We start from the raw sequence: 19007 nt of genomic DNA, 5'->3' as shown, positions 1-19007 counted from the left end.
GGCGCCGCGCCCGGCCGGGCTCAGGGGGCGGCGAACAGCGCGGGGAACGCCGGGGCCAGCCACGGCCGGCGGCCCCAGGCGAACACCTTGCCCCGGGCCAGGGCGCCGGTGGCGCTGCAGCGTCCCAGCGCGATGAGGAGGAACGTCACCGGCTCGATGAGGATCGTGCAGTCCGGACGGCGCGGCGGCTCCTGGCTCACCACGGCGGCGCCGTCCGTGAACGTCACCGCGAACCCGTCCAGGCCGCGCACCCGCAGCCGGTAGCAGGCGTTGTGGCCGGCCGAGGCGCGGGCGTCCAGCACCCACGGCATCGCCGTCCGCACGAACGGCATCGTCAGCCCGACGCGGTGCCGGTCGATCGGGTGCGGCCGCCCGAGCGCGACGGCGATGTCGTACAGGTGGCCCAGCATGTGGGTCAGCAGGTAGGAGCCGAGGGTGTCCAGGTCCATCGGCCCGAGCGGGGTCAGCACCGGCTCGGAGCCGCTGTGCGGGCCCGCCGCCGCCGTGAACTCCCGTGCCCACCGCGCGATCTCCCCCGCGAGGACCGCCGGGTCGCGCTCCGGCCGCTCCGCCAGCGAGGCCGCGTTCGCCGCGGCCAGCGAGCCCGGGGTGCCGTCCCCGTAGGGCCGCTCCTCGCCGGCCGCGAGCGCCGCCATCAACTCGTTCGCCATCGCCAGGTGGGCTGCGGCCTCGGCGACCGTCCACTCGGCGCCCGGGATCGGCGTGTCACCACGGCAACCGGCGAGCAGGGCGACGGCCTCGTCACCGAGCGCGGTGACCGCCTCGAAGAGCGCGCTGCGCGTGGCAGCGGCGAGGGGCAGGGGAAGCGGGAGGTTCATGGTGGTGAAGACTGACCCACCCGCGCACCGCTGTCCAGACCTTGACACCGGTGGGCCCTGGCCGGTGGCACGGCGTCGGCTCACCGGTCCGCCTCAGGGTCGACCGCCGGCGTGCTGGTGCAAGCGGGCGGCTCGGGTGGTCAGGTACCGCTGCTCCGGCACGCTGGTGGTCCGGGCCGCCGCCGCGCGGTAGTGGTGCAGCGCGGCCGCCGTGTCCCCCGCCGTCTCCAGCAGATGGGCCCGCACGGCGTGGGCCCGGTGGAGGTCGGGAACGGGTCCGCCGTCGGCGTCGAGGTGGTCGAGGAGGGCCAGCCCGGCGGTCGGGCCGTCGACCATCGCCAGGGCGACCGCACGGTTGAGGGTGACCAGGGGACTGCCGGCCACCTGCTCCAGCAGGCCGTACAGGCCGAGGATCTGCGGCCAGTCGGTGTCCTCGGCGCGGGCGGCCCGGTCGTGGACGGCCGCGATGGCGGCCTGCAGCCGGTACTCGCCCGGCCGTCCTCGACGGGCGAAGGTTCCGACGAGCAGCGCGGTGCCCTCGGCGATCAGCTCGCGGTCCCAGCGGGTGCGGTCCTGCTCGGCCAGCGGGACCAACTCGCCGTGCGGGCCGGTGCGCGCCGGCCGGCGGGCCTCGGTGAGCAGCATCAGGGCCAGCAGTCCGGCGGCCTCGGGCTCGGCTGGCAGCTCCCGGTGCAGCCGGCGGGCCAACCGGACGGCCTCGTCGGACAGGTCGACGCGGTGCAGGTCCGGGCCCCCGGAGGCGGTGTAGCCCTCGTTGAACATCAGGTACAAGACGTGAAGGACGCAGCGGAGCCGCTCCGGGAAGTCCGGCGCGCCGGGCTCCGGCACCTCGAACACCGCCGAGGACGCCTTGAGGCGCTGCTTGGCCCGGCTGACACGCTGCGCCATCGTCGCTTCGGGGACCAGGTAGGCGGCCGCGATCTGGGCGGTCGTCAGGCCGCCGACCGCCCGCAGGGTGAGGGCGATCGCCGAGGCGGGGGTGAGTGCCGGGTGGCAGCACATGAACAGCAGGGCCAGGGAGTCGTCGGCCCCCGGTGCCGGCGGCGGGGCCGGTTCCCTCGCCACGCGGTCCTCGCGTCGTCGCCGGGCCGTCTCGCTGCGCATCCGGTCGGTGTGGCGGCGGGTGGCGCTCTGCAGCAGCCAGCCGCGCGGGTTGTCCGGCACGCCCTGTTCGGGCCAGTGCCGGGCGGCGGCGATCAGGGCCTCCTGGACCGCGTCCTCGCACTCCAGGACTCCGCCCGAGCGACGTGCCAGCACGCCGAGGACCTGCGGCGCCAGCGAGCGCAGCAGGTCCTCGATCACGGGCTGGTCGGTCACAGGTCGAACGCGAGGTCGGTCATCACCTGGCGCACCTCGACGGGCTGCCGGGTCGGTATCCCGCCGGGGCCGGGCACCGCCGAGATCCTGGCGGCGATCTCCAGGGCGCGGGCCTCGGAGTCCACCTCGACGAGGTTGAAGCCGGCGAGCACCTCCTTGGACTCCGGATAGGGGCCGTCGGTGACCACCGGGGCCGAGACGCCGTCGGAGCGCACGATCCTGGCCAGCCGCGGATCGGCCAGCGGGGTGAACCGCACCATCTCACCACTCGCGACCAACTCCTCGGTCAGGGCCGCGTAGTAGTCGAAGTGGGCGGCGATGTCCTCGGGCGCCCACGCGTCCATCGGCTCCTCGACCGCTCCGCCGTCGTGGTTGACCATCAACAGGTACCTGGGCATGTGCGCTCCTTGATCGTCGGCGCGCCCCAGTGTGGCGCACTCGCCGGTTGAACGGAGCGGACGCCCGGTTCTCTACATCGCCCGGGAAGAAGTTTCACCACCCGACCACCCCACGCGTCCGGGGCCTGGGCCGGGACCGGGTCTATCCCTGGCAGCGGGTGCCCGCCGCCGGGACGGTGCCGGAGACCAGGTAGGCCGAGAGGGCGGCGTCGATACAGGCGTTGCCCTTGCCGAATGCGCCGTGTCCCTCGCCCTCGCGGGTGAGCAGGGTGGCGTTGGCGAAGCCCTGGGCCAGCTTCTCGGCGGCGGCGTACGGGGTGGCCGGGTCGCCGGTGGTGCCGACCACGAGGATCGGGGCGCTGCCGTCGGCCCGGACGGTGTGGGCCTGCTCCGGGGTCTTGAACGGCCAGTTCACGCAGGTGGCAGTGATCAGATCCTCCGGGATGAGGTACTTCGCGGTCATCGGGGCCTCGGCCTTGAGCTTGGCCATCTGCTGCTTCTGCTTCTCGGCGGACGGGGCGGCCGCGCCGCCGTCGGCGCACTTGATCGCACGGTTCGCGTCGCTCAGGCTGGTGTAGTGGCCCTGCGCGTCCCGGCCGACGTAGCGGTCGGCGGCGGCGAGCAACCGGTCGCCGCGGTGTTGGCCGAGGGCCTCGGCGAGGGCTTCGCGCAGCTTCGGCCAGGCGGTCTTCTCGCTGCCGTAGAGGAAGGCGCCCGTGCCGGTCCGGCCCAGGCCCCCGGTGAGCCGGCGACCGTCCGTGGTGTCCAGCGGGTGGTCATGGAGACCGTCGAGGAAGGCGTCCAGCTTCTGCGGGGCGGTGGCCGGGTCGCCGCCGAGCGGGCAGTCGCCGGCGTGGGTGCGGGCGCAGTCCTCGGCGAAGCGCCGGAACGAGGACTCCATGCCGATGGCCGACTCGATCTCGAAGTCCAGCGGATCGGCGGCGGTGTCGACCGCGCCGTCCAGGACGAGGCGGCCGGTGTTCCCGGGGAACTCCTCCGCGTAGAGGGCTCCGAGGTGGGTCCCGTACGAGATGCCGAGGTAGTTGAGCTTCCGGTCGCCGACGGCCTGCCGCAGGACGTCGAGGTCGCGGGCCGTGTTGCGGGTGCCGACGAAGGGCAGGATCCGGCCGGACCTCGCCTGGCAGGCGGCGGAGAGGGCCTTGTCGGTCAGCTCCAGCTCGGCTTTGCGCTGGATCGGTTCGCGCGGGAGGTCGTGCTGGTACAGGGCGTCGGACTGCTTGTCGTCCAGGCACTGCACCGGGGAGCTGCCGCCCGTACCGCGCGGGTCGAAGCCCACCACGTCGAAGCGGTCGTGCAGGGCGCCGTCGAACCGCTTGGCGCCGGACCGGACCATGGCGACGCCCGAGGCGCCGGGCCCGCCGGGGTTGACGATCAGGGAACCGACCCGCTGGGCGGGCTGGGCGGCGGGCAACTTGATCAGGGCGAGGTCGAGCGCGTCGGCGGCGGGCCTGGTGTAGTCGAGCGGGACGTGGAGGGTGCCGCACTGCAGGCCGGAGGCGGCGCCCTGGCCGTTCGGGTCGGCCGGGTCCGCCGGACACGCGCTCCAGCTGACCTGCTGGGCGTAGAAGGACGCGAGCGCCGGGTTCTCCGCGCCGCCGGGCCCGCCCGAGGCGGTGGCGGCGGTCGTCGCGGGTCCGGCGGACGGGTCCTCACAGCCGGTGGCGAGCAGTAGCACGCCCGCGGCGAGTGACGCAAGGAGCACGCGGGGGCGGGTGGGGCGCGGAGATGTCACGGTGATTCCTGTTCGATCCGGGAGCAGAGGTGCGGGTGGCGCCGGTGGGCGCCGCATCCGGCCGGTGGGCCGGGTTCCTGAGCGCCCGCCGGACCGTCAGGTCCCGGGTTCGGTGCCGTTCCCCGGACGGGCACGGCTCCATCCGATCAGGCGGATCCGCCGTTCGACAGCGAAGGACCGCGCCCGCGAGCAGATCCTTCGGTGCGGCGGCCGTAACCCTTCGGTCCGCCCGGACGCCCCACGACCCCTCGGCACGAAAGGAGCGGGGGCGGGAGGACGTGGTGTCCTCCCGCCCCCGCGGGGGTGGTGCGACGGTCAGGAGGCCTGGATGGTCCAGTTCTGGTAGGCCTCGCCGTTCGGCTGCTGGAGCTCCAGCAGCGAGCCGCCGTAGTAGCGGCGCTTGCTGATGCCCAGCAGCAGGGACGAGCCCTTGGCGGTCAGCGTGTAGCCGCTGCCGCTGGCGGCGACCTTCCACTGCTGGTTGTCCGCGCCGGAGCAGGCCTGCTGGGCGATGTACTGGCCGCGGACGGCGTTACCCGCGATCTGCAGGCACTTGCCGGACTTGGCCGACTTGATCTTCATGGTGCCGTTCCCGGCGTCCTCGAAGATCCACTGCTGGTTGCTGTACCCGGTCTTCTGGTAGCCGATCAGCACGGCACCGTCGGCGGTCGAACCGCCCCACATGTCCGCGGCCTGGCCGGTGAAGCTGTTGACCATGGTGTACGCGGTGCCGGCCACGGTCGGACCGGTGGCGGCCAGGGTACGGAAGGCGGTGGTGCGGCCGGGCTTGGAGACCTTGCCCGAGGCGTCCTTCACCGCGATGGCGATCTTGTACTCGGTGCCCGGGGTGAGGTTGATGAAGCGGACCGCCGTGAACGGCACGGTGGCCAGCGGACGGCCGTTCAGCTGGATCTCGTACCCGGCCGCACCGGCGACCCGACGCCAGCTCAGCACGGCCGAGTTGGCGGTGATCTGGCTGACCGTCACGTTGGGACCGGCGGTCGGACCCGCGGTGGGCGAGGGGGTGCCGGTCGGCGTGCCGGTGGGGGTCGGCGAACCGGTCGGGGACGGCGTGGAGGACCCGGTCGGGGTCGGCGAGCCGGTCGGGGTCGGCGACCCGGTGGGGGTGGGGGTGCCGGTCGGCGTGGGCGACCCGGTCGGGGTCGGCGACTTGGTCGGGCTGGACGACCCGGTCGGGGTCGGCGTGGCCGTGGGCGACGGGTTCGGGTTGGGGTTGGGGTTGTCGCCCTTGATCAGGAACTGGTTGTTGGCCACGTTCCAGTGGGTCGCCAGGAAGCTGCCCGGCTTGGGGTCGGTGCTGTAGTAGTCGTCGTGGTTGCAGTCCAGACGATCGTCACTGGCCCGGTTCGGGCACACCGTGCGCATCTTGGGGTAGTACGGCGAGTCCGAGTAGCACATGATGTCGTACTCGTCGACGCAGTGGGCGCCCTTGCTGGTGTTGGGAGCGCTGTTGATCACCGCGCCCAGGTTGTGGCCGAGTTCGTGCGCGGCCACGCTGCCGGTCCAGCAGGAGGTGTCGCTGCGGCCGTACGAGGGGCCGAAGTTGCTCCGGTTGTCCTGGCCCGGGCGCTCGTCGCCCGCGAAGGTGCCGATGCCGCAGTAGACCTGCGCGTCGGCGAAGACCATGTACTTGCGGTCCTTGCGGTTGTAGCCCTGGGAGGCCAGCGCGTTGTTCATCGCGCCGAACTCGCCGATGGCGTTGGCCGGGACCTCGACGTTCAGCACCGAGACCGAGCAGTCCGGCTGGGTCACGAACCGGATGTGGCGGACGCCGCCGGTCTCCTGGGCGCTCGCGTTGTAGATGGTGTCGGCGTCGGCCGCCCACTTGCGGAACGACTGCACGTACTCGGCGAAACGGTCCTTGCCGGGCGCGTGCACGTACATCACCTGGACACGGTTGCCGGCGGAGCCGTCACCCTCGCAGACCACGCCGGCCGCGGCCGCGGTGCCCGTACCGGCACCGGTACCGGTGGCCGTACCGGCCGGCGAACCGGCCGCCGGGGCCGAGGCGGCCGCCTGGGTGGCACCGGTCTTCACGTCGAGCACCGGCGTCGCGGCGTTCAGCAGTTCGGCGGCGGTGGGCTCGGCCGGGTCGCCGCCCTGGAGCACCGGCTTCTCCGCGGGAGCCGCCACCGGCGCGGTGTCCTTGGCTATGTCGCCGTCCTTCGGCGGCGCGTCCGGGCCGTGGGTGCACAGGCCGGCCTCGGACACCTTGTACACACCGGCGCAGCGGTCGCCGGCCGGCGCCGGCGTCAGGCCGGTGTAGACCATGCCGCGCGCGGGTTCGCTCTTGGGCACCTCCTTGATCGGCGTCGGAGGCGTGTCGTGCTGGGGCTCGGCGGCCTGCGTGGGGGCCTCGCCGTCGATGGCGTCGCCCAGTTCGTCGGAGACTCCCGCCGCGGCCACGTGGTCCGGCTTGGCGCCGTCCGTCACGTAGCCGACGCCCACCCCGCTGGCGACCAGCGCGGCGGTCACAGCGGTCACGGTGATCATCAGCCTGCGGTGTTTCCGGCGCTCGGGGGTCGTCGCCGTTTTCCTGCGTGCCATGTCTCTCCTCGTCGGCAGTCGTAGGTTCGGTACTGCTTGCCGACACAGGGGAGATCGCTGGTCACCGGCCGAATAACGGAAACTGGCACGAGTTTCGGACGAATTTTCGCCAGAAGGTTTGGCGCGGGGTTCGGCGGGACTCGCGGGCGCACCGGGAAGCCCTCCCCTGGCACCCGCGGGTGACGGTGTGGTGACGGATCGTCATCGGAGCGGTGAAGCGCTCGACTTCCAGCCTGTCAGGGGCGTCCGGGTCGTCAGGGTCGTATCCAGGTCATCCGGCGGACCAACTGACGGCTGGTGGGCGGACGGCCGCGCAGAGCGGTTGCCCCCGGCCGTCGGTGAGGCCCAGTCGGGCGACCAGCAGTCCGGACGCCACGGCCGCCTCGACGATCCGCGGGTCGACGGCGTCCAGCATCAACTTGGCGCGCCGGAACATCGTGAGGCTCCCGCCCTCGTCGACGGTGACCCAGGACAGGTAGACGAACCGGGCGTGCGGGCCGCCCTGGAGGTGGGCGCCGCGCAGGTCGATGCCCTGCGGGGTCCGGACGGCGGTGCACTCGAGCGTCCACGTCGCGGTGGGCGCGTCGCCGGGCCGCAGGCCGAGCAGTTCGTCCGGTCGGCCACGGCGCTGGACGCCGACGTGGATGCCGGTCGCGCCGGGGAAGGCCGGGCCGGCGCAGCTGCGGCCGGGCAGGTCGGTGGCTTCGATCCGGAGTTCCATACGCTCCACCGTCCCGCAGCCGGGCGCGTCCCCTCCTCCCCCGGCCCGACCTCGCCGAACCTGTCGAACCTCGCCGAACCTCTGCGGTTCCTCAAGTCGCTTGCCGCTCAGGGAACAGGGCCACCACGATGACCGGTATGGCTGGCTTCCTGGGAGTGAACACCAAGCACAACGTCGTCCTGGTCATCCGGGACTCGGACACGATCGCGACGGCCCTGGACCAGGCGCTGGCCGAGGCCACGCCCGAGGACCGTCCGGGCCTGGAACGCGCCGCCGCGCTCGTCAGGGCCACCGCGGCCACCGGCGAGACCCGGCTGCGCGCCCGCTGGGTCCGCTCCCGGCTGGCCGCCGTCGGTTTCACGGGCGCCGTCGACTCGGTCGCCGCGGTGAAGGCCCTGCGCCAGGCCGAGCCGAAGCTCAGCCTGCTGGCGGCGGTACAGCTCCAGAAGGACGCGGTCGCGGAGCCGGAGTGACCTCCGGATCCGGCCGCTTTCCGTGGGGAGCCACCCGAACGGGTTCGGGTGGCCCTCCCCGCGCGGCATCCGGCCTGCACTCCACACCCTGCGCGGGACGCGGTCGGCTGAGGCCGCTGCCTGCGGCCGTCAGGACGCGCAGTCCCGGCAGATGGGCTGGCCCCTCCCGTCCACGCCGGCGAGCTGGGCACGGTGGTGGACCAGGAAACAGGTCATGCAGGTGAACTCGTCCTCCTGCAGGGGCACGACCCGAACGGTCAGTTCCTCGCCGGACAGGTCGGCGCCCGGGAGTTCGAGGCCCTCCACGGCCTCGGGGTCGGCGTCGACCGCCGAGCCCTGCTTGTCGTCCCGCTTGCTCTTCAGTTCCTCGATGCTCTCGTCGCCGCTCTCATCACCGGTGTCGCGTGGGGCGTCGTAGTCGGTTGCCAAGGCCGTACCTTCTCATCAGGGGTCGCTTCCGGCAGGCGGGTCGTGCCGCGTGCCGGGCGGAGTACCGGCCGGCGCGTTCCTGGTGACCGATCCCGCCCGTAGCGCACCACCATCCCACCTGTCGGCCGTCGAACCCGGCCATGCCCTGCTCGACACACACGATCAGCCGCAGGAGCCGGCAGGAGGGGCGGGCCGGAATCCGTTGGCCACCGCGCCGACGGGGTCCGTAGGGTCGGCGGAATGACACCGAACCCCCTGGATCCGGCGACGCTCACGACCGGGACGGCCGAGCGGATCCGTACGTGGCGCGTCGACGAGGACGACAGCCGGCGCGCCGTGGCCGCGGCGTCCGACCTCCGGGGCTCCCGAGGTGCCCGGTGAAGTTCCTGCAGATCCCGACCGGCCACCCCGATGGGGTGCGCGCGGTGGCGACGGCCGTGGTGGAAGGCCGTCCGGTCGCCGTCGCCGCCGGCGGCACCGGGTCGGTACAGGCGTGGGAGCTGGACACCGGCCGGCCCGTCGGCGAACCCCCGGTCGGCCAGGCCGGCGCACCCTCCACCGGCCGCACCGACTGGGTGTGCGCCATGGCGACGGCCGTTGTGGAAGGCCGCCCGGTCGCCGTCACCGGTGGCTGGGAGACGACGCGGCTGTGGGACCTGGCCACCGGACGGCCCGCCGGCGCGCCCCTCGTGGGCCACAGCGGCGGCGTCTGGGCGGTGGCGACGGCCTCGGTGAGCGGCCGACCGGTCGCCGTCACAGCCGGGTACGACCGGACGGTGCGGCTATGGGACCTGGCCGCCAGCCGGCCGATCGGCGAACCGCTGACCGGCCACACCGGCCCGGTTCAGGCGGTGGCGACGGCCACGGTGGACGGCCGGCCGATCGCCGTCACCGGCGGGGTGGACCGGACGCTGCGGGTGTGGGACCTGATCACCCGCCGCCCGATCGGCGCACCCCTCACCGGCCACACCGGCACCATCCGGGCGGTGACGGCGGCCGTGACGGAGGGGAACCCGGTGGCGATCACCGGCGGTCAGCAGTCCGTACGCGTATGGGACCTGACCACCTTCCGCCCTATCGGCGAACCCCTCACCTGCCACGCCGGCCCGGTCCACGCGGTGGCGGTGGTGGACGGCCGACCGGTCGCCGTCACCGGGAGCGGTGACACCATCCTGCGGGTGTGGGACCTGAGCACCAGCCGGCCGATCGGCGAGGACCTGGAGTTCCCCGACCGGGTGGACGCCGTGGCGGTGGCCCCGGACGGCCGGCTGGTGGTGGGATCCGGCCGGGAGGTGGCGGTGCAGACCCGCCGCTGAGCGGGCCCGGCCAGGTTCAGGCTCGGGCTCAGGTTCGGGCTCGGGCTCGGGCTCGGGCTCGGGCTCAGGCGGACGCCGGGCCCGAGGGCCACACGCCGAACCACTGCTCGGCGCCGTACTCCTCGAACCGGTCCACCTCGGTGAACCCCAGCTTCTCCGCGACGCGCATCGAGCGTTCGTTGGCGGTCTGGGTGCTGAGCACCACCGGGGCGCCGGGCACCGCGCCGGCGAACCAGTCGAGTGCCGCCGCGCACGCCTCGACGGCGTACCCGCGTCCCCATGCCTCAGGCAGGATCAGGTAGCCGAGCTCGGTCTCCCCGCCGTCCGGACGGATGTGACCCCGCCGCTCCGCGGCCCGCGGGTCGAGCGTGACCATGCCGATCATCTGCCCGTCCAGATCGATCACGAAGACGCCGGGGCGCCGCCCGGGTACCTCGGGCATCGTGTCCTCGACCTCCTCACGCGATCGGGCCCCACCGACGTAGGTCCCCACCTCGGGCGAGGCGAACAGCGCGACGAACCCCGCACGGTCCCGGGCCTCGGACTGGCGGAGTACGAGCCGCTCCGTCCGGATCGGAGCCGGCGGCCAGGCGACAAGTCCAAGATCAGTCATGCCGGGCAACGTACCGCACATCCTCCGGACACGAACCCCGAACGCCCGACACCGCCACCACCCCGGCTGTCGGAAGCGCCTGCTAGACATGCGACATGGACACCCACGACGACCGGTTCGCCTGAACCGCCGACCTCATCCGGGAGACGCTGGGCTCCTCGACCGTCCGGAGTTGGTTCCGCGGGAGCTGGACGCGTACGCGACCAGCACCGTCGGCGTCCTGGGCCGCTCGGGTGTGAGCCTCGTCGCAACGACGGACGGGCCGGTCGTGGTGTGGTCCGCGCCGGGCGAGTTCGAGGAGCGGATGGCGGCCGGGCTCGCCGGGCCCTTCCTCGCGCTGCACCTGGAGCCGGACTCCGGCCACTTCCACGTCGGCCGGCCGGCGCTGGTCCGGGTGGGCGGGCAGCTGCACCTGGTCGCCGAGCTGCCTCCGCAAGCGCTGGACTCGGCCAGGGAGTTGGCCGCCGCGCTCGCCGTCCACCCGGACCGCCGGCACCGGCGCACGGCCTCGTCACCGCCGCACGCCTGCACTGAGCCCCCGACGGCGGTCGGGCGGCGAGGCGCGGGCACACGCGGCGAACTTGCCCTGTACGGAGGCGGGAACCGCCGCTGACTGACCGTCACGCCCGACCGGGCGGTGGCCCGCTTTCCCGGGCGGAATGGCGGGTTCGCCGGAGCCCGGAGTGGACGCGGGACAGGAACTTCACTACGGTCTGTCGTCAAACCTATTTTCCTGATCATCACTCGTATGAGTGAGCCCAGCTGGAAGAAGGAGCGGGACCCATGGCCTCCCACCGCCGTCCGAAGCAGCCGAGTCGTGCACGGGTCTACCTGTTCACCGGTGCCGCCGCGACCGCGGTCGCCCTGACGGCCCAGGTGAGCGCGCACGCCGCGCCCGCCCAGCCGAGCAAGGACGAGGTGAAGGCCCAGGTCGACAAGCTGGCCGAGGAGCAGGAGCAGGCGGCAGAGAAGTACAACGGCGCCAAGGAGCGGGCCGATCAGCTCCGCAAGCAGGCCGACCAGCTGCAGGACCAGGTGGCCCGCGGCCAGGCCCAGCTGACCGAGATCGCCACGGGTCTGGCCGCGGTCGCCGCCGACGAGTACCGCCACGGTGGCGTCGACCCCTCCATGCAGCTGATGCTCTCGACCGACCCGGACGGGTACCTGGCCCAGGCCTCCAGCTTCGAGCAGGCCGCCACCACCCAGGCGGACACCCTCAAGGCGCTCAAGGACCAGCAGCGCCGGCTGGACCAGCAGAAGCAGGAGGCCTCCGCCGTCCTCGCCGAGCTGGACAACTCCACCCAGGCGCTCAACAACGCCAAGAACGAGGTGCAGCACAAGCTCCAGGAGGCCGAGAAGCTCCTCAGCACGCTCAGCGCCGCCGACCGGGCCGCGATCCTCCGCGGCACCGACGGCACCGCCTCCCGCAGCTCCGGACGCATCGACCCGTCCACCCTGCCCCCGGCCAGCGGCTACGCCGCGACCGCGGTGAGCACCGCCCTCGCCCAGCAGGGTGCCCCGTACAAGTGGGGCGCCACCGGCCCGAGCACCTTCGACTGCTCCGGCCTCATGGTCTTCTCGTACGCGAAGGCCGGCGTCTCGCTGCCGCGCACCTCGCAGGAGCAGGCCACCGTCGGAACCAACGTCGGCAGCGACTGGCACAACGCCCAGCCCGGCGACCTGGTGATCTACAACAGCAACCGCAGCCACGTCGGCATGTACATCGGCAACGGCCTGGTGGTCCACGCGCCGCGCACCGGGGACGTGGTGAAGACCATGAAGGTCGACGCCATGCCGATCTCCATCATCCGCCGGGTGTGACCCCCCGCCGGGCCCCTCGGCCCGGCGAACTCTCTCAACCCGGCAGACCCCTCGGCGCGGCGAACCCCCTTCAGCCCGGCAGACCCCTCGGCCCGGCGGGCCGCTACCGCGGGTCGGCCCCGAGCAGCCGGCGGCGGAGCAGGTCGATCACCTCGGCGGGCCGGTCACTGAGGTAGAAGTGCCCGCCGGAGAACACCTGGACCGGGGTGCGTCCGGCCCGCTGCAGGTGCAGCGGTTCCGCGCAGGGCGCGAGCGCGTCCGCGATCCGGTCGGCCAGCAGCCCGATGTCGTCGACCGGCGGTTCGAGCCGGCGGTCCTGCCGGCCCGGGTACTGGACGGCGATCACCTCCACCCGGGGGCTCAACGCGGTGGCGACCGGCCGGAAGTAGGAGGCCGAACCGCCGGCGTGCGGGAAGCAGACCAGGCGGCGGTCGGCTCGGGGCCCGGTTCGAAGGTGCGGCACCAGAGGCTGTCAAGGGGGGCGGAGGCCGTCATGGCGGTGTGGGAGTCCATTCGGGAAGGCGGCACCGGGCTGCGGTCGGCGACCGGCTGAGCCGGGGCGGGCAGGATGAACAGCCAACTTGTCATGCCTTGCTCACCATTCGCCACCTCAAACCTCTCCGCAGAGGCTGGCCGGGGATGGCTTGAATCGGTCATTTGGTACCGAGTGTTTGATCGAACGGCCTGTTAAGCATAAGGAAGTGCACATACATTCACACCATCACCGCCGTCGTTACCGACGTGCGACCCGGGGGGATCGCGGTCGCCGTCGTGGCCGGCGCGCCTCATCCTGCGCCCTGAATCGAGTGATCACGTGCTGTTCAGCATGCTGGGCCCGCTGTCCGTCGAGGTGAACGGACGGGAGTGCGTCGTCTCGGCCCCGCGCCAGAGAGTGGTGCTCGCCCTCCTCCTGTGCAACGCCAACCGGGTCGTCTCGATCGACCGGATCGCGGCCGCGGTCTGGGACGGCGGCCCGCCCCCGAGTGCCGCCTCCACCGTCCGCACCTACGTCATGCGGCTGCGCCAGGTGCTCGGACGCGAGGTGGGCCGCCGGATCCGGACCCAGGCACCCGGCTATCTGATCGAGTTGGGGGACGACGAGACCGACCTCGGCCGATTAACCGCCCACCGCGGCCGGGCCGCCGCCTTCGCCCGGTCCGGCGAGCTGGAACGGGCCTCGGAGGAGTACGCGGCCGCGCTGGCGCTGTGGCGGGGCGAGCCCCTGGTGGACATCCGGTCCCGGACCCTGAGCGACGTCGAGGGCCGCTACCTGCACGAACTGCGCCTGCAGACCCTCGAATCACGGCTGGACGCCGATCTGGCCCTGCGCCGGCACACCGAGATCCTGCCCGAACTGTGGCGTGAGGTCCGGGAGAACCCGCTGCGCGAGGCCCTGGTGAGCCGGCTGATGCTCGCGCTCTTCCGCGCCGGCCGGCAGTCCGAGGCACTGGCCCAGTTCCAGCTCACCCGGACCGCGCTGATCGACCAGCTGGGCGCCGAGCCGGGCAGCGAACTGCGCGAGATGCAGCGCCGGATCCTGGCCGCCGACGACCGCCCACCCGGCCCGATCCCCGGCGCGGCGGGCGAACGGGAGCGACCGCCGTCGAGCGGGCGGCGCTGGCCGAGGCCCGCTCAACTGCCCGCCAGGATCCCGGTGCTGGTCGGCCGGAGCGCCGAACGCGCCGAACTGGTCAGGCTGCCCACCGCCGACGAGGGGGCGGAGGGCGCCGCCGCCGTGACGGTGGTCACCGGCGCCGGGGGCACCGGCAAGACCGCCCTCGCCCTGCACGCCGCCCATGCCGTACGGGAGCACTTCGGCCACGGCCAGCTCTACGCCGACCTCGGCGGACGGGAGCGCCCGCTCCCACCGGTCGAGGTGCTGCGGAGGTTCCTGGTGGACCTCGGGGTGCCGGAGGACGAGGTGCCGACCACCGAGAGCCAGGCCACCCTGCTCTACCGCTCGCTCACCGCCGACCGCCGCATCCTGGTCGGGCTGGACGATGCCGCAGCGCCGCGCAGATCCGCCCGCTGGTCCCCGGCGGCCCGGGCAGCAGGCTCGTGGTGACCAGCCGCTACCGCCTGGCCGACCTGGACGGGGCGCATCCCGTCCGGCTGAACCGGCTCGGCGAGTCGGCCTCGCTGGAACTCCTCGGCTCGATCGTCGGCCACCAGCCGGTGGCGGCGCATCCGAAGGGCGCCCAGGCCGTGGTGCGCTACTGCTCCGGCCTGCCGCTGGCCCTGCGGATCGCCGGTGCGCGGCACCTGGGCCGCCCGCACCGGGACATGGACAGCCTGGCCCGGCGGCTGGTACGCGCCCCGCGGCTGCTGGACGAGCTGCGCATCGGGGACCTCGGGGTCAGGAGCAGCCTCGACGTGAGCTACCGCTGGCTGCACGAGGACGCGTACCTGCCGTCGGGCGCACCCGATCCGGCGGCCGCCCTGCGGCTGCTGGGCGCGGTGGGCGCGGTGAACGCCGACGCCGAACTGGTGGCGGACGCCGTGCGCGGTGACCAGGTGGCGGGCCCGGCCAGGGTGCCGCCCCGCCGGTGAGCAGGACGGTGCCCTCCGGCCCCGCCGGGGGCCGGCGGGGCCGGGGTCCGGTGCGGCCGGGGTGCGGGTGAGTCGCGGGTCCGGGAGGCCGCGCTGGCGCTCGCCGTGCACGACATCCTCGCCGAGCAGGGCCTGCACCCCGCGGTGCTCGGCGGCCTGAGTCTCGGTGCCATGACCGCCAGCTCGCTGGCCGGCGCGGTCGGCCGGCGCGAGCTGATCACGATGCTGGCGCACGGCGCCTCCGCGCCCGGGCCGGCCGCGGAGGCTCCGGGGCAGGGCATGGCGCTGGCCTTCGCCCCGGACGGGACGGATGTGGCGGCGCTCGCCGCACACCGGCCCGGCGTCCACCTCTCGGGGGACTTCGGGCCGACCGCGGACGGCTCGGCCCGCATCCTCATGCTCTCCGGAGAGCGCACCGCCCTGGAGGCGATGGCCGCCGAGCTGCCGCCCGGTCTGATCACCCCGCTGCCGGACCGGCCCATCGCCGTCCACTCGCCGCTGCGCGCCGACTTCCGCGCCTTCATGGCCCCCACATCGACGCGATGGCCTTCCGGGAGCCCGTCCTGCCGCTCGCCTCCTGCCTGGAGCCCCGGACCCTCACCACCGCCGAGGACGTCCGGGACCTCTTCCACCGCAACGCCACCGATCCGATCAGCCTAGTGGACGTCCACACCCGGATGCCGGCGCAGCACGTGGGCGGTCCAGCGGTCGAGATCCGTGGCCAGCCAGAGGGAGCCGGGCCACATCAACAGCAACGCACCCCACCGCCGCCCCTCGCCGCGGATGGGGGCGGCCGCGATCGCGAAGTGGTACGGCGTCGCGATGGCAGTCGTCGACCGGGACGACTGGGCGACGCCGGTGGAGTACGGCAAGGCCGGGCAGGTGCGGCTGACGGTCCTCCACGAGGACCTCCTGCTGCCGAACGTCCTGGAGCGCGACCAGGCGCTGAGGTACGACTGCGCGGGGGTCTGGCCGAGCGACGGCGTCGCCAACGTCCGGCCGCTGCAGGTCACCACCACCGCACCCGAAGGCCTGTACTGAGGGCGAAGTCCGTGAGAGCAAGCGAGGGGCCATGACCAGGACGGGACGACAGGGGCGGCCGGACCATGGCCGATAGGAACCTGCTGGCGATCAGCGACCTCCATGTGAACCATCCGGAGAACCGGATGATCCTGGCGGACCTGCGCCCGGAGACCGACGACGACTGGCTGATCGTCGCCGGAGACGTCGGCGAGATGCTCGACGACATCGGCTGGGCACTGCGCACCCTGCGCGAACGGTTCGCCACCGTCGTCTGGGCGCCCGGCAACCACGAGCTGTGGACGCCCCGGGAGGAGAAGCTCCAACTGCGAGGCGAGGAGCGCTACCGGCACCTGGTCGGGCTCTGCCGCGGCCTCGGCATCCACACCCCCGAGGACCCGTACCCGGTGTGGGACGGGCCCGGCGGGCCCGCCACCGTGGCGCCGCTGTTCGTCCTCTGCGACTACACCTTCCGCACCCCGACCGCGCACACCCGGGAGCAGGCCCTGGCCGAGGCCTACGAGCGGGGGGTGGTCTGCACGGACGAGTTCCTGCTGCACCCCGACCCCCACCCCAGCCGACAGGCCTGGTGCGACAGCCGGGTCCGGCTGACCGAGCAGCGCCTCGAAGCCTGCGATCCGGCCCTGCCCACCGTCCTGGTCAACCACTACCCGCTGGTCCGCGAACCGACCCGGGTGCTCCACCACCCGGAGTTCGCGCAGTGGTGCGGCACCGTCCGCACCGCCGACTGGCACCTGCGGTTCCGGGCCGCCGCCGTGGTGTACGGGCACCTGCACATCCCCCGCACCACCTGGCACGACGGCGTCCGCTTCGAGGAGGTGTCGGTCGGCTACCCGCGCGAGTGGCGCCGCCCCGGCCATCCCCGCACCGTGCCCCGGCGCATCCTGCCCCACCCCGCGCGGGGGGCCGGGCGGTGATCGAGGCGATCCTCCCCGCGGGCGTCGCCGTCCGGGAGGCCTTCCACGACCTGCCGGAGGCCGAACTCCTCCCGGACGAGGCGCCGTACGTCGCCCGCTCCGTCGCCCCTCGCCGCCGGGAGTTCGCCACCGCCCGGCTCTGCGCCCGTCAGGCCCTGGCCCAGCTGGGCCTCCCGTCCGGGCGGCCGCTGCTGAAGGACCGTCACGGTGCGCCGGTGTGGCCGCCGGGCGTGGTCGGCAGCATCACCCACTGCGACGGGTACCGGGCCGCGGCCGTGGCGCGCGCCTCCCACCTCACCCTCCTGGGGATCGATGCGGAGCCGGCCGAGACCCTGCCGGATGGCGTCCTGGAGAGCATCGCGCTCCCCGCCGAGCTGGCCCGGGTCCGCCGCCTGCTGGACGTCTACCCCGGCATCCCGTGGGACCGCCTGCTGTTCAGCGCGAAGGAGGCGGTGCACAAGGGCTGGTACCCGTACGCCGGGCAGCGTCTGGAGCCCGAGGACGCCGACCTCACCCTCGACCCGCGGGGCGGCTTCACGGCCCGGCTGCTGCCCCGGCCCCCGCCCGGGAGCCGGCCGGTGCCGTACCCGCTCCAGGGGCGCTGGCTGGTCCGGGCGGGTCTGGCCGTGTCGGCGGTCGCCGTGCCCGCGGGGCCGTGGCCCGGTCCACCGATCGTGTGACCTTCCGCGGGTAAACGAGTGAAGCGAGCGGCGATCACCCGACGGCCCGCCCCGGCGCTCTAGGGTCGTCCGGGTGTGCCTGACGCCCCGTCCGCCCACCCCGGTCCGTCGGTACCCGGTGCAGGCATGACGAGGTCCTCGGCACCGCTACGGCGCCGGGGCCCACCGGCGCCGGGGCGCCGTCCGGTCATGGCGCACCGCAGACCCGACCGACACCCGGAAGGTGTGCGCATGTCGCTCATCGACGCGCGGATCCGAGCCGAGGCCCCGGCGCCGCCCCACGTACGGACCCACACCTGGCGCGGCTTCCACTGCGAGTCCCGGCTGGTGCGGACCTGATCGCGGACGCGATCTGCACATGCTCAGCGAGATCGGCCTGGACCGGGTCAACATCCTGGGCGGGTCCTACGGCACGGCCCTCGCCTACCGGATCGCCCAGATCCACCCGGAGCGGGTCACCGAGCGCCTGCCGACCTGGGCCCGGGTCGCCGGCCCCCCGCCACCGGGACGGAGAGCCACCATCCGGGTCCGCTCCGTCCCCGCCCCAGAACGGTGGAGTCCCGCCCCGTATGCGGTCACCGTCGACGGGTATCACCCCACCAGCGAAAGGACCACCGCATGAACCCGCAGGAGTACACCGAGTCCCGCAGCGCCGCCGTGGTCAGCCTGCCGCACCGGACGGAGAGCCCGGAGTTCGACCACCTGGTGGACGAGATCCAGCACCCCGAGACCACGGAGGCCCTCTACGAGATGCCGCTCAGGACGCCTCCCGAGGAGTCCTGAGCCCCGCCCGCGGGCCGACGAACCCACCCGGCCCGCCGGGCTCCCGGCTACGGCAGCCGCGTCCTCACCGGTAGTCCTCCTCGAAGCCGAGGGCCGCGCACTCCTCCTCGGTGACGGCGTCCGCGTCCCCGCCCTCGAATCCGGCATAGCACTCGACCTCGTCGCCGGGCCGGTCGCCGACCACCACGGTGAAGATCTTGAGCGACCTGCCCCGGCCCGCCCGGAGGCTCAGGCCGGCGAAGGGCGGGAACGGCAGGTCGTACCGCTTGCTCCACTGCCGGCCGGCCGCGAAGGTGATGAGGCTGATCCGGACCGGGCCCGCCGCTTCCGCCGCGGGGGAACCGGGGAACGCGCCCTCCGTGAACCCGAGCGACCCGCACTTCTTCCGGGCCTCGTCCGCGGTGAGTGCGCCGCCGTCGAACTCCACGACACAGGCCACCCCGCCGTCGGGGTCGCCGGCCTCGACCGTGACCACGTTCAGCACCTCGTAGGCGTCGACGCGGATCCCCAGGCCGGGGAACGGGGCGAACGGCAGGTCGAGATCCCGCACCCAGGCCGTACGCTCCACCGGCAGGACGAGCCTCGCCCTGTACGACCCGGTCCGCTCCTGACTCCCCATCGCCAGCCCCCCTCGAATTCGTCCGACCCACCGGCGGCCGTCAAGCCCGCCCGGCCACGGTGATCACTGGTCCCCCGATGCTAACCGCCCCCGCCGGCCGACCCCGCCACCGTCCGTTTCGGCGACGGCGGGGCCGGCGTCGGCCCAC

Annotated in this window: 22 protein-coding genes and 1 pseudogene; 13 read left to right on the top strand and 10 right to left on the bottom strand. The window is 73.7% G+C overall.

What is annotated here, in order from left to right; all coding sequences use genetic code 11:
- Positions 1 to 20 precede the first annotated feature (20 nt).
- The 6 genes from ABWK59_RS34365 to ABWK59_RS34340 all read right to left on the bottom strand — a co-directional run bounded on the left by ABWK59_RS34365 (position 21) and on the right by ABWK59_RS34340 (position 7617).
- Positions 21 to 839: a maleylpyruvate isomerase family mycothiol-dependent enzyme gene (locus tag ABWK59_RS34365; protein ID WP_354644591.1), complete on the bottom strand. Its 819-nt coding sequence runs from the start codon at positions 837 to 839 to the stop codon at positions 21 to 23.
- A 93-nt stretch (positions 840 to 932) separates the two neighbouring features.
- Entirely contained in the window at positions 933 to 2177 is a 1245-nt protein-coding gene (locus ABWK59_RS34360; protein ID WP_354644590.1) for an RNA polymerase sigma factor, read from the bottom strand.
- On the bottom strand, positions 2174 to 2575 hold the full coding sequence (locus tag ABWK59_RS34355; RefSeq protein ID WP_354644589.1) for a YciI family protein: 402 nt from the start codon (positions 2573 to 2575) through the stop codon (positions 2174 to 2176). The genes ABWK59_RS34360 and ABWK59_RS34355 overlap by 4 nt, the downstream gene beginning before the upstream one ends.
- A gap of 142 nt (positions 2576 to 2717) precedes the next feature.
- A complete protein-coding gene (locus ABWK59_RS34350) occupies positions 2718 to 4298 on the bottom strand; it encodes an alpha/beta hydrolase (RefSeq protein WP_354644588.1) in 1581 nt (526 codons plus the stop codon).
- Between the two features lie 345 nt (positions 4299 to 4643).
- Positions 4644 to 6896 carry an RICIN domain-containing protein gene (locus ABWK59_RS34345; protein ID WP_354644587.1) on the bottom strand — a complete coding sequence of 751 codons (2253 nt, stop codon included), beginning with the start codon at positions 6894 to 6896 and terminating at the stop codon, positions 4644 to 4646.
- A gap of 271 nt (positions 6897 to 7167) precedes the next feature.
- Complete coding sequence (locus ABWK59_RS34340) at positions 7168 to 7617, bottom strand: DUF5990 family protein (protein WP_354644586.1); 450 nt, start codon at positions 7615 to 7617, stop codon at positions 7168 to 7170.
- Positions 7618 to 7754: 137 nt separating this feature from the next.
- On the opposite strand from ABWK59_RS34340, the gene ABWK59_RS34335 reads away from it, so the two are divergent.
- The gene (locus tag ABWK59_RS34335) at positions 7755 to 8090 is read left to right on the top strand and encodes a hypothetical protein (RefSeq protein WP_354644585.1); all 336 of its coding nucleotides are present in this window, start codon (positions 7755 to 7757) and stop codon (positions 8088 to 8090) included.
- A gap of 129 nt (positions 8091 to 8219) precedes the next feature.
- On the opposite strand, the gene ABWK59_RS34330 is transcribed toward ABWK59_RS34335, so the two are convergent.
- A complete protein-coding gene (locus ABWK59_RS34330; RefSeq protein WP_354644584.1) occupies positions 8220 to 8519 on the bottom strand; it encodes a DUF4193 domain-containing protein in 300 nt (99 codons plus the stop codon).
- A gap of 240 nt (positions 8520 to 8759) precedes the next feature.
- Here ABWK59_RS34330 and ABWK59_RS34325 point away from each other — a divergent pair, with 240 nt between their 5' ends.
- A complete protein-coding gene (locus tag ABWK59_RS34325; RefSeq protein WP_354644583.1) occupies positions 8760 to 8900 on the top strand; it encodes a hypothetical protein in 141 nt (46 codons plus the stop codon).
- Positions 8897 to 9835, top strand: coding sequence for a WD40 repeat domain-containing protein (locus ABWK59_RS34320; RefSeq protein ID WP_354644582.1), 939 nt, complete (start codon positions 8897 to 8899; stop codon positions 9833 to 9835). Before ABWK59_RS34325 ends, ABWK59_RS34320 begins: the two co-directional genes overlap by 4 nt.
- Positions 9836 to 9899: 64 nt before the next feature.
- On the opposite strand, the gene ABWK59_RS34315 is transcribed toward ABWK59_RS34320, so the two are convergent.
- A complete protein-coding gene (locus tag ABWK59_RS34315; protein WP_354644581.1) occupies positions 9900 to 10448 on the bottom strand; it encodes a GNAT family N-acetyltransferase in 549 nt (182 codons plus the stop codon).
- A 172-nt stretch (positions 10449 to 10620) separates the two neighbouring features.
- Here ABWK59_RS34315 and ABWK59_RS34310 point away from each other — a divergent pair, with 172 nt between their 5' ends.
- Together ABWK59_RS34310 and ABWK59_RS34305 are read left to right on the top strand one after the other, a co-directional pair.
- Positions 10621 to 11061 carry a hypothetical protein gene (locus ABWK59_RS34310; protein WP_354644580.1) on the top strand — a complete coding sequence of 147 codons (441 nt, stop codon included), beginning with the start codon at positions 10621 to 10623 and terminating at the stop codon, positions 11059 to 11061.
- Between the two features lie 170 nt (positions 11062 to 11231).
- The gene (locus ABWK59_RS34305; RefSeq protein ID WP_354644579.1) at positions 11232 to 12269 is read left to right on the top strand and encodes a C40 family peptidase; all 1038 of its coding nucleotides are present in this window, start codon (positions 11232 to 11234) and stop codon (positions 12267 to 12269) included.
- A 103-nt stretch (positions 12270 to 12372) separates the two neighbouring features.
- Here the strand turns inward: ABWK59_RS34305 and ABWK59_RS34300 are convergent, their stop codons facing one another.
- Positions 12373 to 12732, bottom strand: coding sequence for a thioesterase II family protein (locus tag ABWK59_RS34300; RefSeq protein WP_354644578.1), 360 nt, complete (start codon positions 12730 to 12732; stop codon positions 12373 to 12375).
- Positions 12733 to 13083: 351 nt separating this feature from the next.
- Here ABWK59_RS34300 and ABWK59_RS34295 point away from each other — a divergent pair, with 351 nt between their 5' ends.
- The 8 genes and pseudogenes from ABWK59_RS34295 (at position 13084) to ABWK59_RS34260 (ending at position 18240) form a co-directional block, all read left to right on the top strand.
- A complete protein-coding gene (locus ABWK59_RS34295) occupies positions 13084 to 14334 on the top strand; it encodes an AfsR/SARP family transcriptional regulator (protein ID WP_354644577.1) in 1251 nt (416 codons plus the stop codon).
- Positions 14331 to 14819 (top strand): hypothetical protein, encoded by a 489-nt coding sequence (locus ABWK59_RS34290; RefSeq protein WP_354644576.1) that lies wholly within the window; start codon positions 14331 to 14333, stop codon positions 14817 to 14819. The genes ABWK59_RS34295 and ABWK59_RS34290 overlap by 4 nt, the downstream gene beginning before the upstream one ends.
- A gap of 105 nt (positions 14820 to 14924) precedes the next feature.
- On the top strand, positions 14925 to 15479 hold the full coding sequence (locus ABWK59_RS34285; RefSeq protein WP_354644575.1) for a hypothetical protein: 555 nt from the start codon (positions 14925 to 14927) through the stop codon (positions 15477 to 15479).
- A 156-nt stretch (positions 15480 to 15635) separates the two neighbouring features.
- A pseudogene (locus ABWK59_RS34280) lies at positions 15636 to 15860 on the top strand (arylcarboxylate reductase); the annotation flags it as partial.
- A gap of 65 nt (positions 15861 to 15925) precedes the next feature.
- Entirely contained in the window at positions 15926 to 16777 is an 852-nt protein-coding gene (locus tag ABWK59_RS34275) for a metallophosphoesterase family protein (protein WP_354644574.1), read from the top strand.
- Positions 16774 to 17457: a 4'-phosphopantetheinyl transferase family protein gene (locus tag ABWK59_RS34270; RefSeq protein WP_354644573.1), complete on the top strand. Its 684-nt coding sequence runs from the start codon at positions 16774 to 16776 to the stop codon at positions 17455 to 17457. Before ABWK59_RS34275 ends, ABWK59_RS34270 begins: the two co-directional genes overlap by 4 nt.
- Positions 17458 to 17815: 358 nt before the next feature.
- Positions 17816 to 18079: an alpha/beta fold hydrolase gene (locus ABWK59_RS34265; protein ID WP_354644572.1), complete on the top strand. Its 264-nt coding sequence runs from the start codon at positions 17816 to 17818 to the stop codon at positions 18077 to 18079.
- The gene (locus ABWK59_RS34260) at positions 18076 to 18240 is read left to right on the top strand and encodes a hypothetical protein (RefSeq protein WP_354644571.1); all 165 of its coding nucleotides are present in this window, start codon (positions 18076 to 18078) and stop codon (positions 18238 to 18240) included. Before ABWK59_RS34265 ends, ABWK59_RS34260 begins: the two co-directional genes overlap by 4 nt.
- A 64-nt stretch (positions 18241 to 18304) precedes the next feature.
- Here ABWK59_RS34260 and ABWK59_RS34255 read toward each other — a convergent pair whose 3' ends face one another.
- Entirely contained in the window at positions 18305 to 18859 is a 555-nt protein-coding gene (locus ABWK59_RS34255; protein WP_354644570.1) for a hypothetical protein, read from the bottom strand.
- Positions 18860 to 19007: the final 148 nt, after the last annotated feature.

It is taken from the genome of Kitasatospora sp. HUAS MG31 (genome assembly GCF_040571325.1).
Taxonomy (GTDB): domain Bacteria; phylum Actinomycetota; class Actinomycetes; order Streptomycetales; family Streptomycetaceae; genus Kitasatospora; species Kitasatospora camelliae.
The sequence above is the reverse complement of the archived record's forward strand: the minus strand, read 5'-3'. Positions and strand labels throughout refer to the sequence as shown.

Excerpts from the sequence above, each read along its gene's own strand:
- ABWK59_RS34365 (WP_354644591.1), bottom strand. The coding sequence starts at position 839 with ATGAACCTCCCGCTTCCCCTGCCCCTCGCCGCTGCCACGCGCAGCGCG.
- ABWK59_RS34355 (WP_354644589.1), bottom strand. The coding sequence starts at position 2,575 with ATGCCCAGGTACCTGTTGATGGTCAACCACGACGGCGGAGCGGTCGAG.
- ABWK59_RS34345 (WP_354644587.1), bottom strand. The coding sequence starts at position 6,896 with ATGGCACGCAGGAAAACGGCGACGACCCCCGAGCGCCGGAAACACCGC.
- ABWK59_RS34340 (WP_354644586.1), bottom strand. The coding sequence starts at position 7,617 with ATGGAACTCCGGATCGAAGCCACCGACCTGCCCGGCCGCAGCTGCGCC.
- ABWK59_RS34335 (WP_354644585.1), top strand. The coding sequence starts at position 7,755 with ATGGCTGGCTTCCTGGGAGTGAACACCAAGCACAACGTCGTCCTGGTC.
- ABWK59_RS34325 (WP_354644583.1), top strand. The coding sequence starts at position 8,760 with ATGACACCGAACCCCCTGGATCCGGCGACGCTCACGACCGGGACGGCC.
- ABWK59_RS34315 (WP_354644581.1), bottom strand. The coding sequence starts at position 10,448 with ATGACTGATCTTGGACTTGTCGCCTGGCCGCCGGCTCCGATCCGGACG.
- ABWK59_RS34305 (WP_354644579.1), top strand. The coding sequence starts at position 11,232 with ATGGCCTCCCACCGCCGTCCGAAGCAGCCGAGTCGTGCACGGGTCTAC.
- ABWK59_RS34275 (WP_354644574.1), top strand. The coding sequence starts at position 15,926 with ATGGCCGATAGGAACCTGCTGGCGATCAGCGACCTCCATGTGAACCAT.
- ABWK59_RS34265 (WP_354644572.1), top strand. The coding sequence starts at position 17,816 with ATGCTCAGCGAGATCGGCCTGGACCGGGTCAACATCCTGGGCGGGTCC.
- ABWK59_RS34260 (WP_354644571.1), top strand. The coding sequence starts at position 18,076 with ATGAACCCGCAGGAGTACACCGAGTCCCGCAGCGCCGCCGTGGTCAGC.
- ABWK59_RS34255 (WP_354644570.1), bottom strand. The coding sequence starts at position 18,859 with ATGGGGAGTCAGGAGCGGACCGGGTCGTACAGGGCGAGGCTCGTCCTG.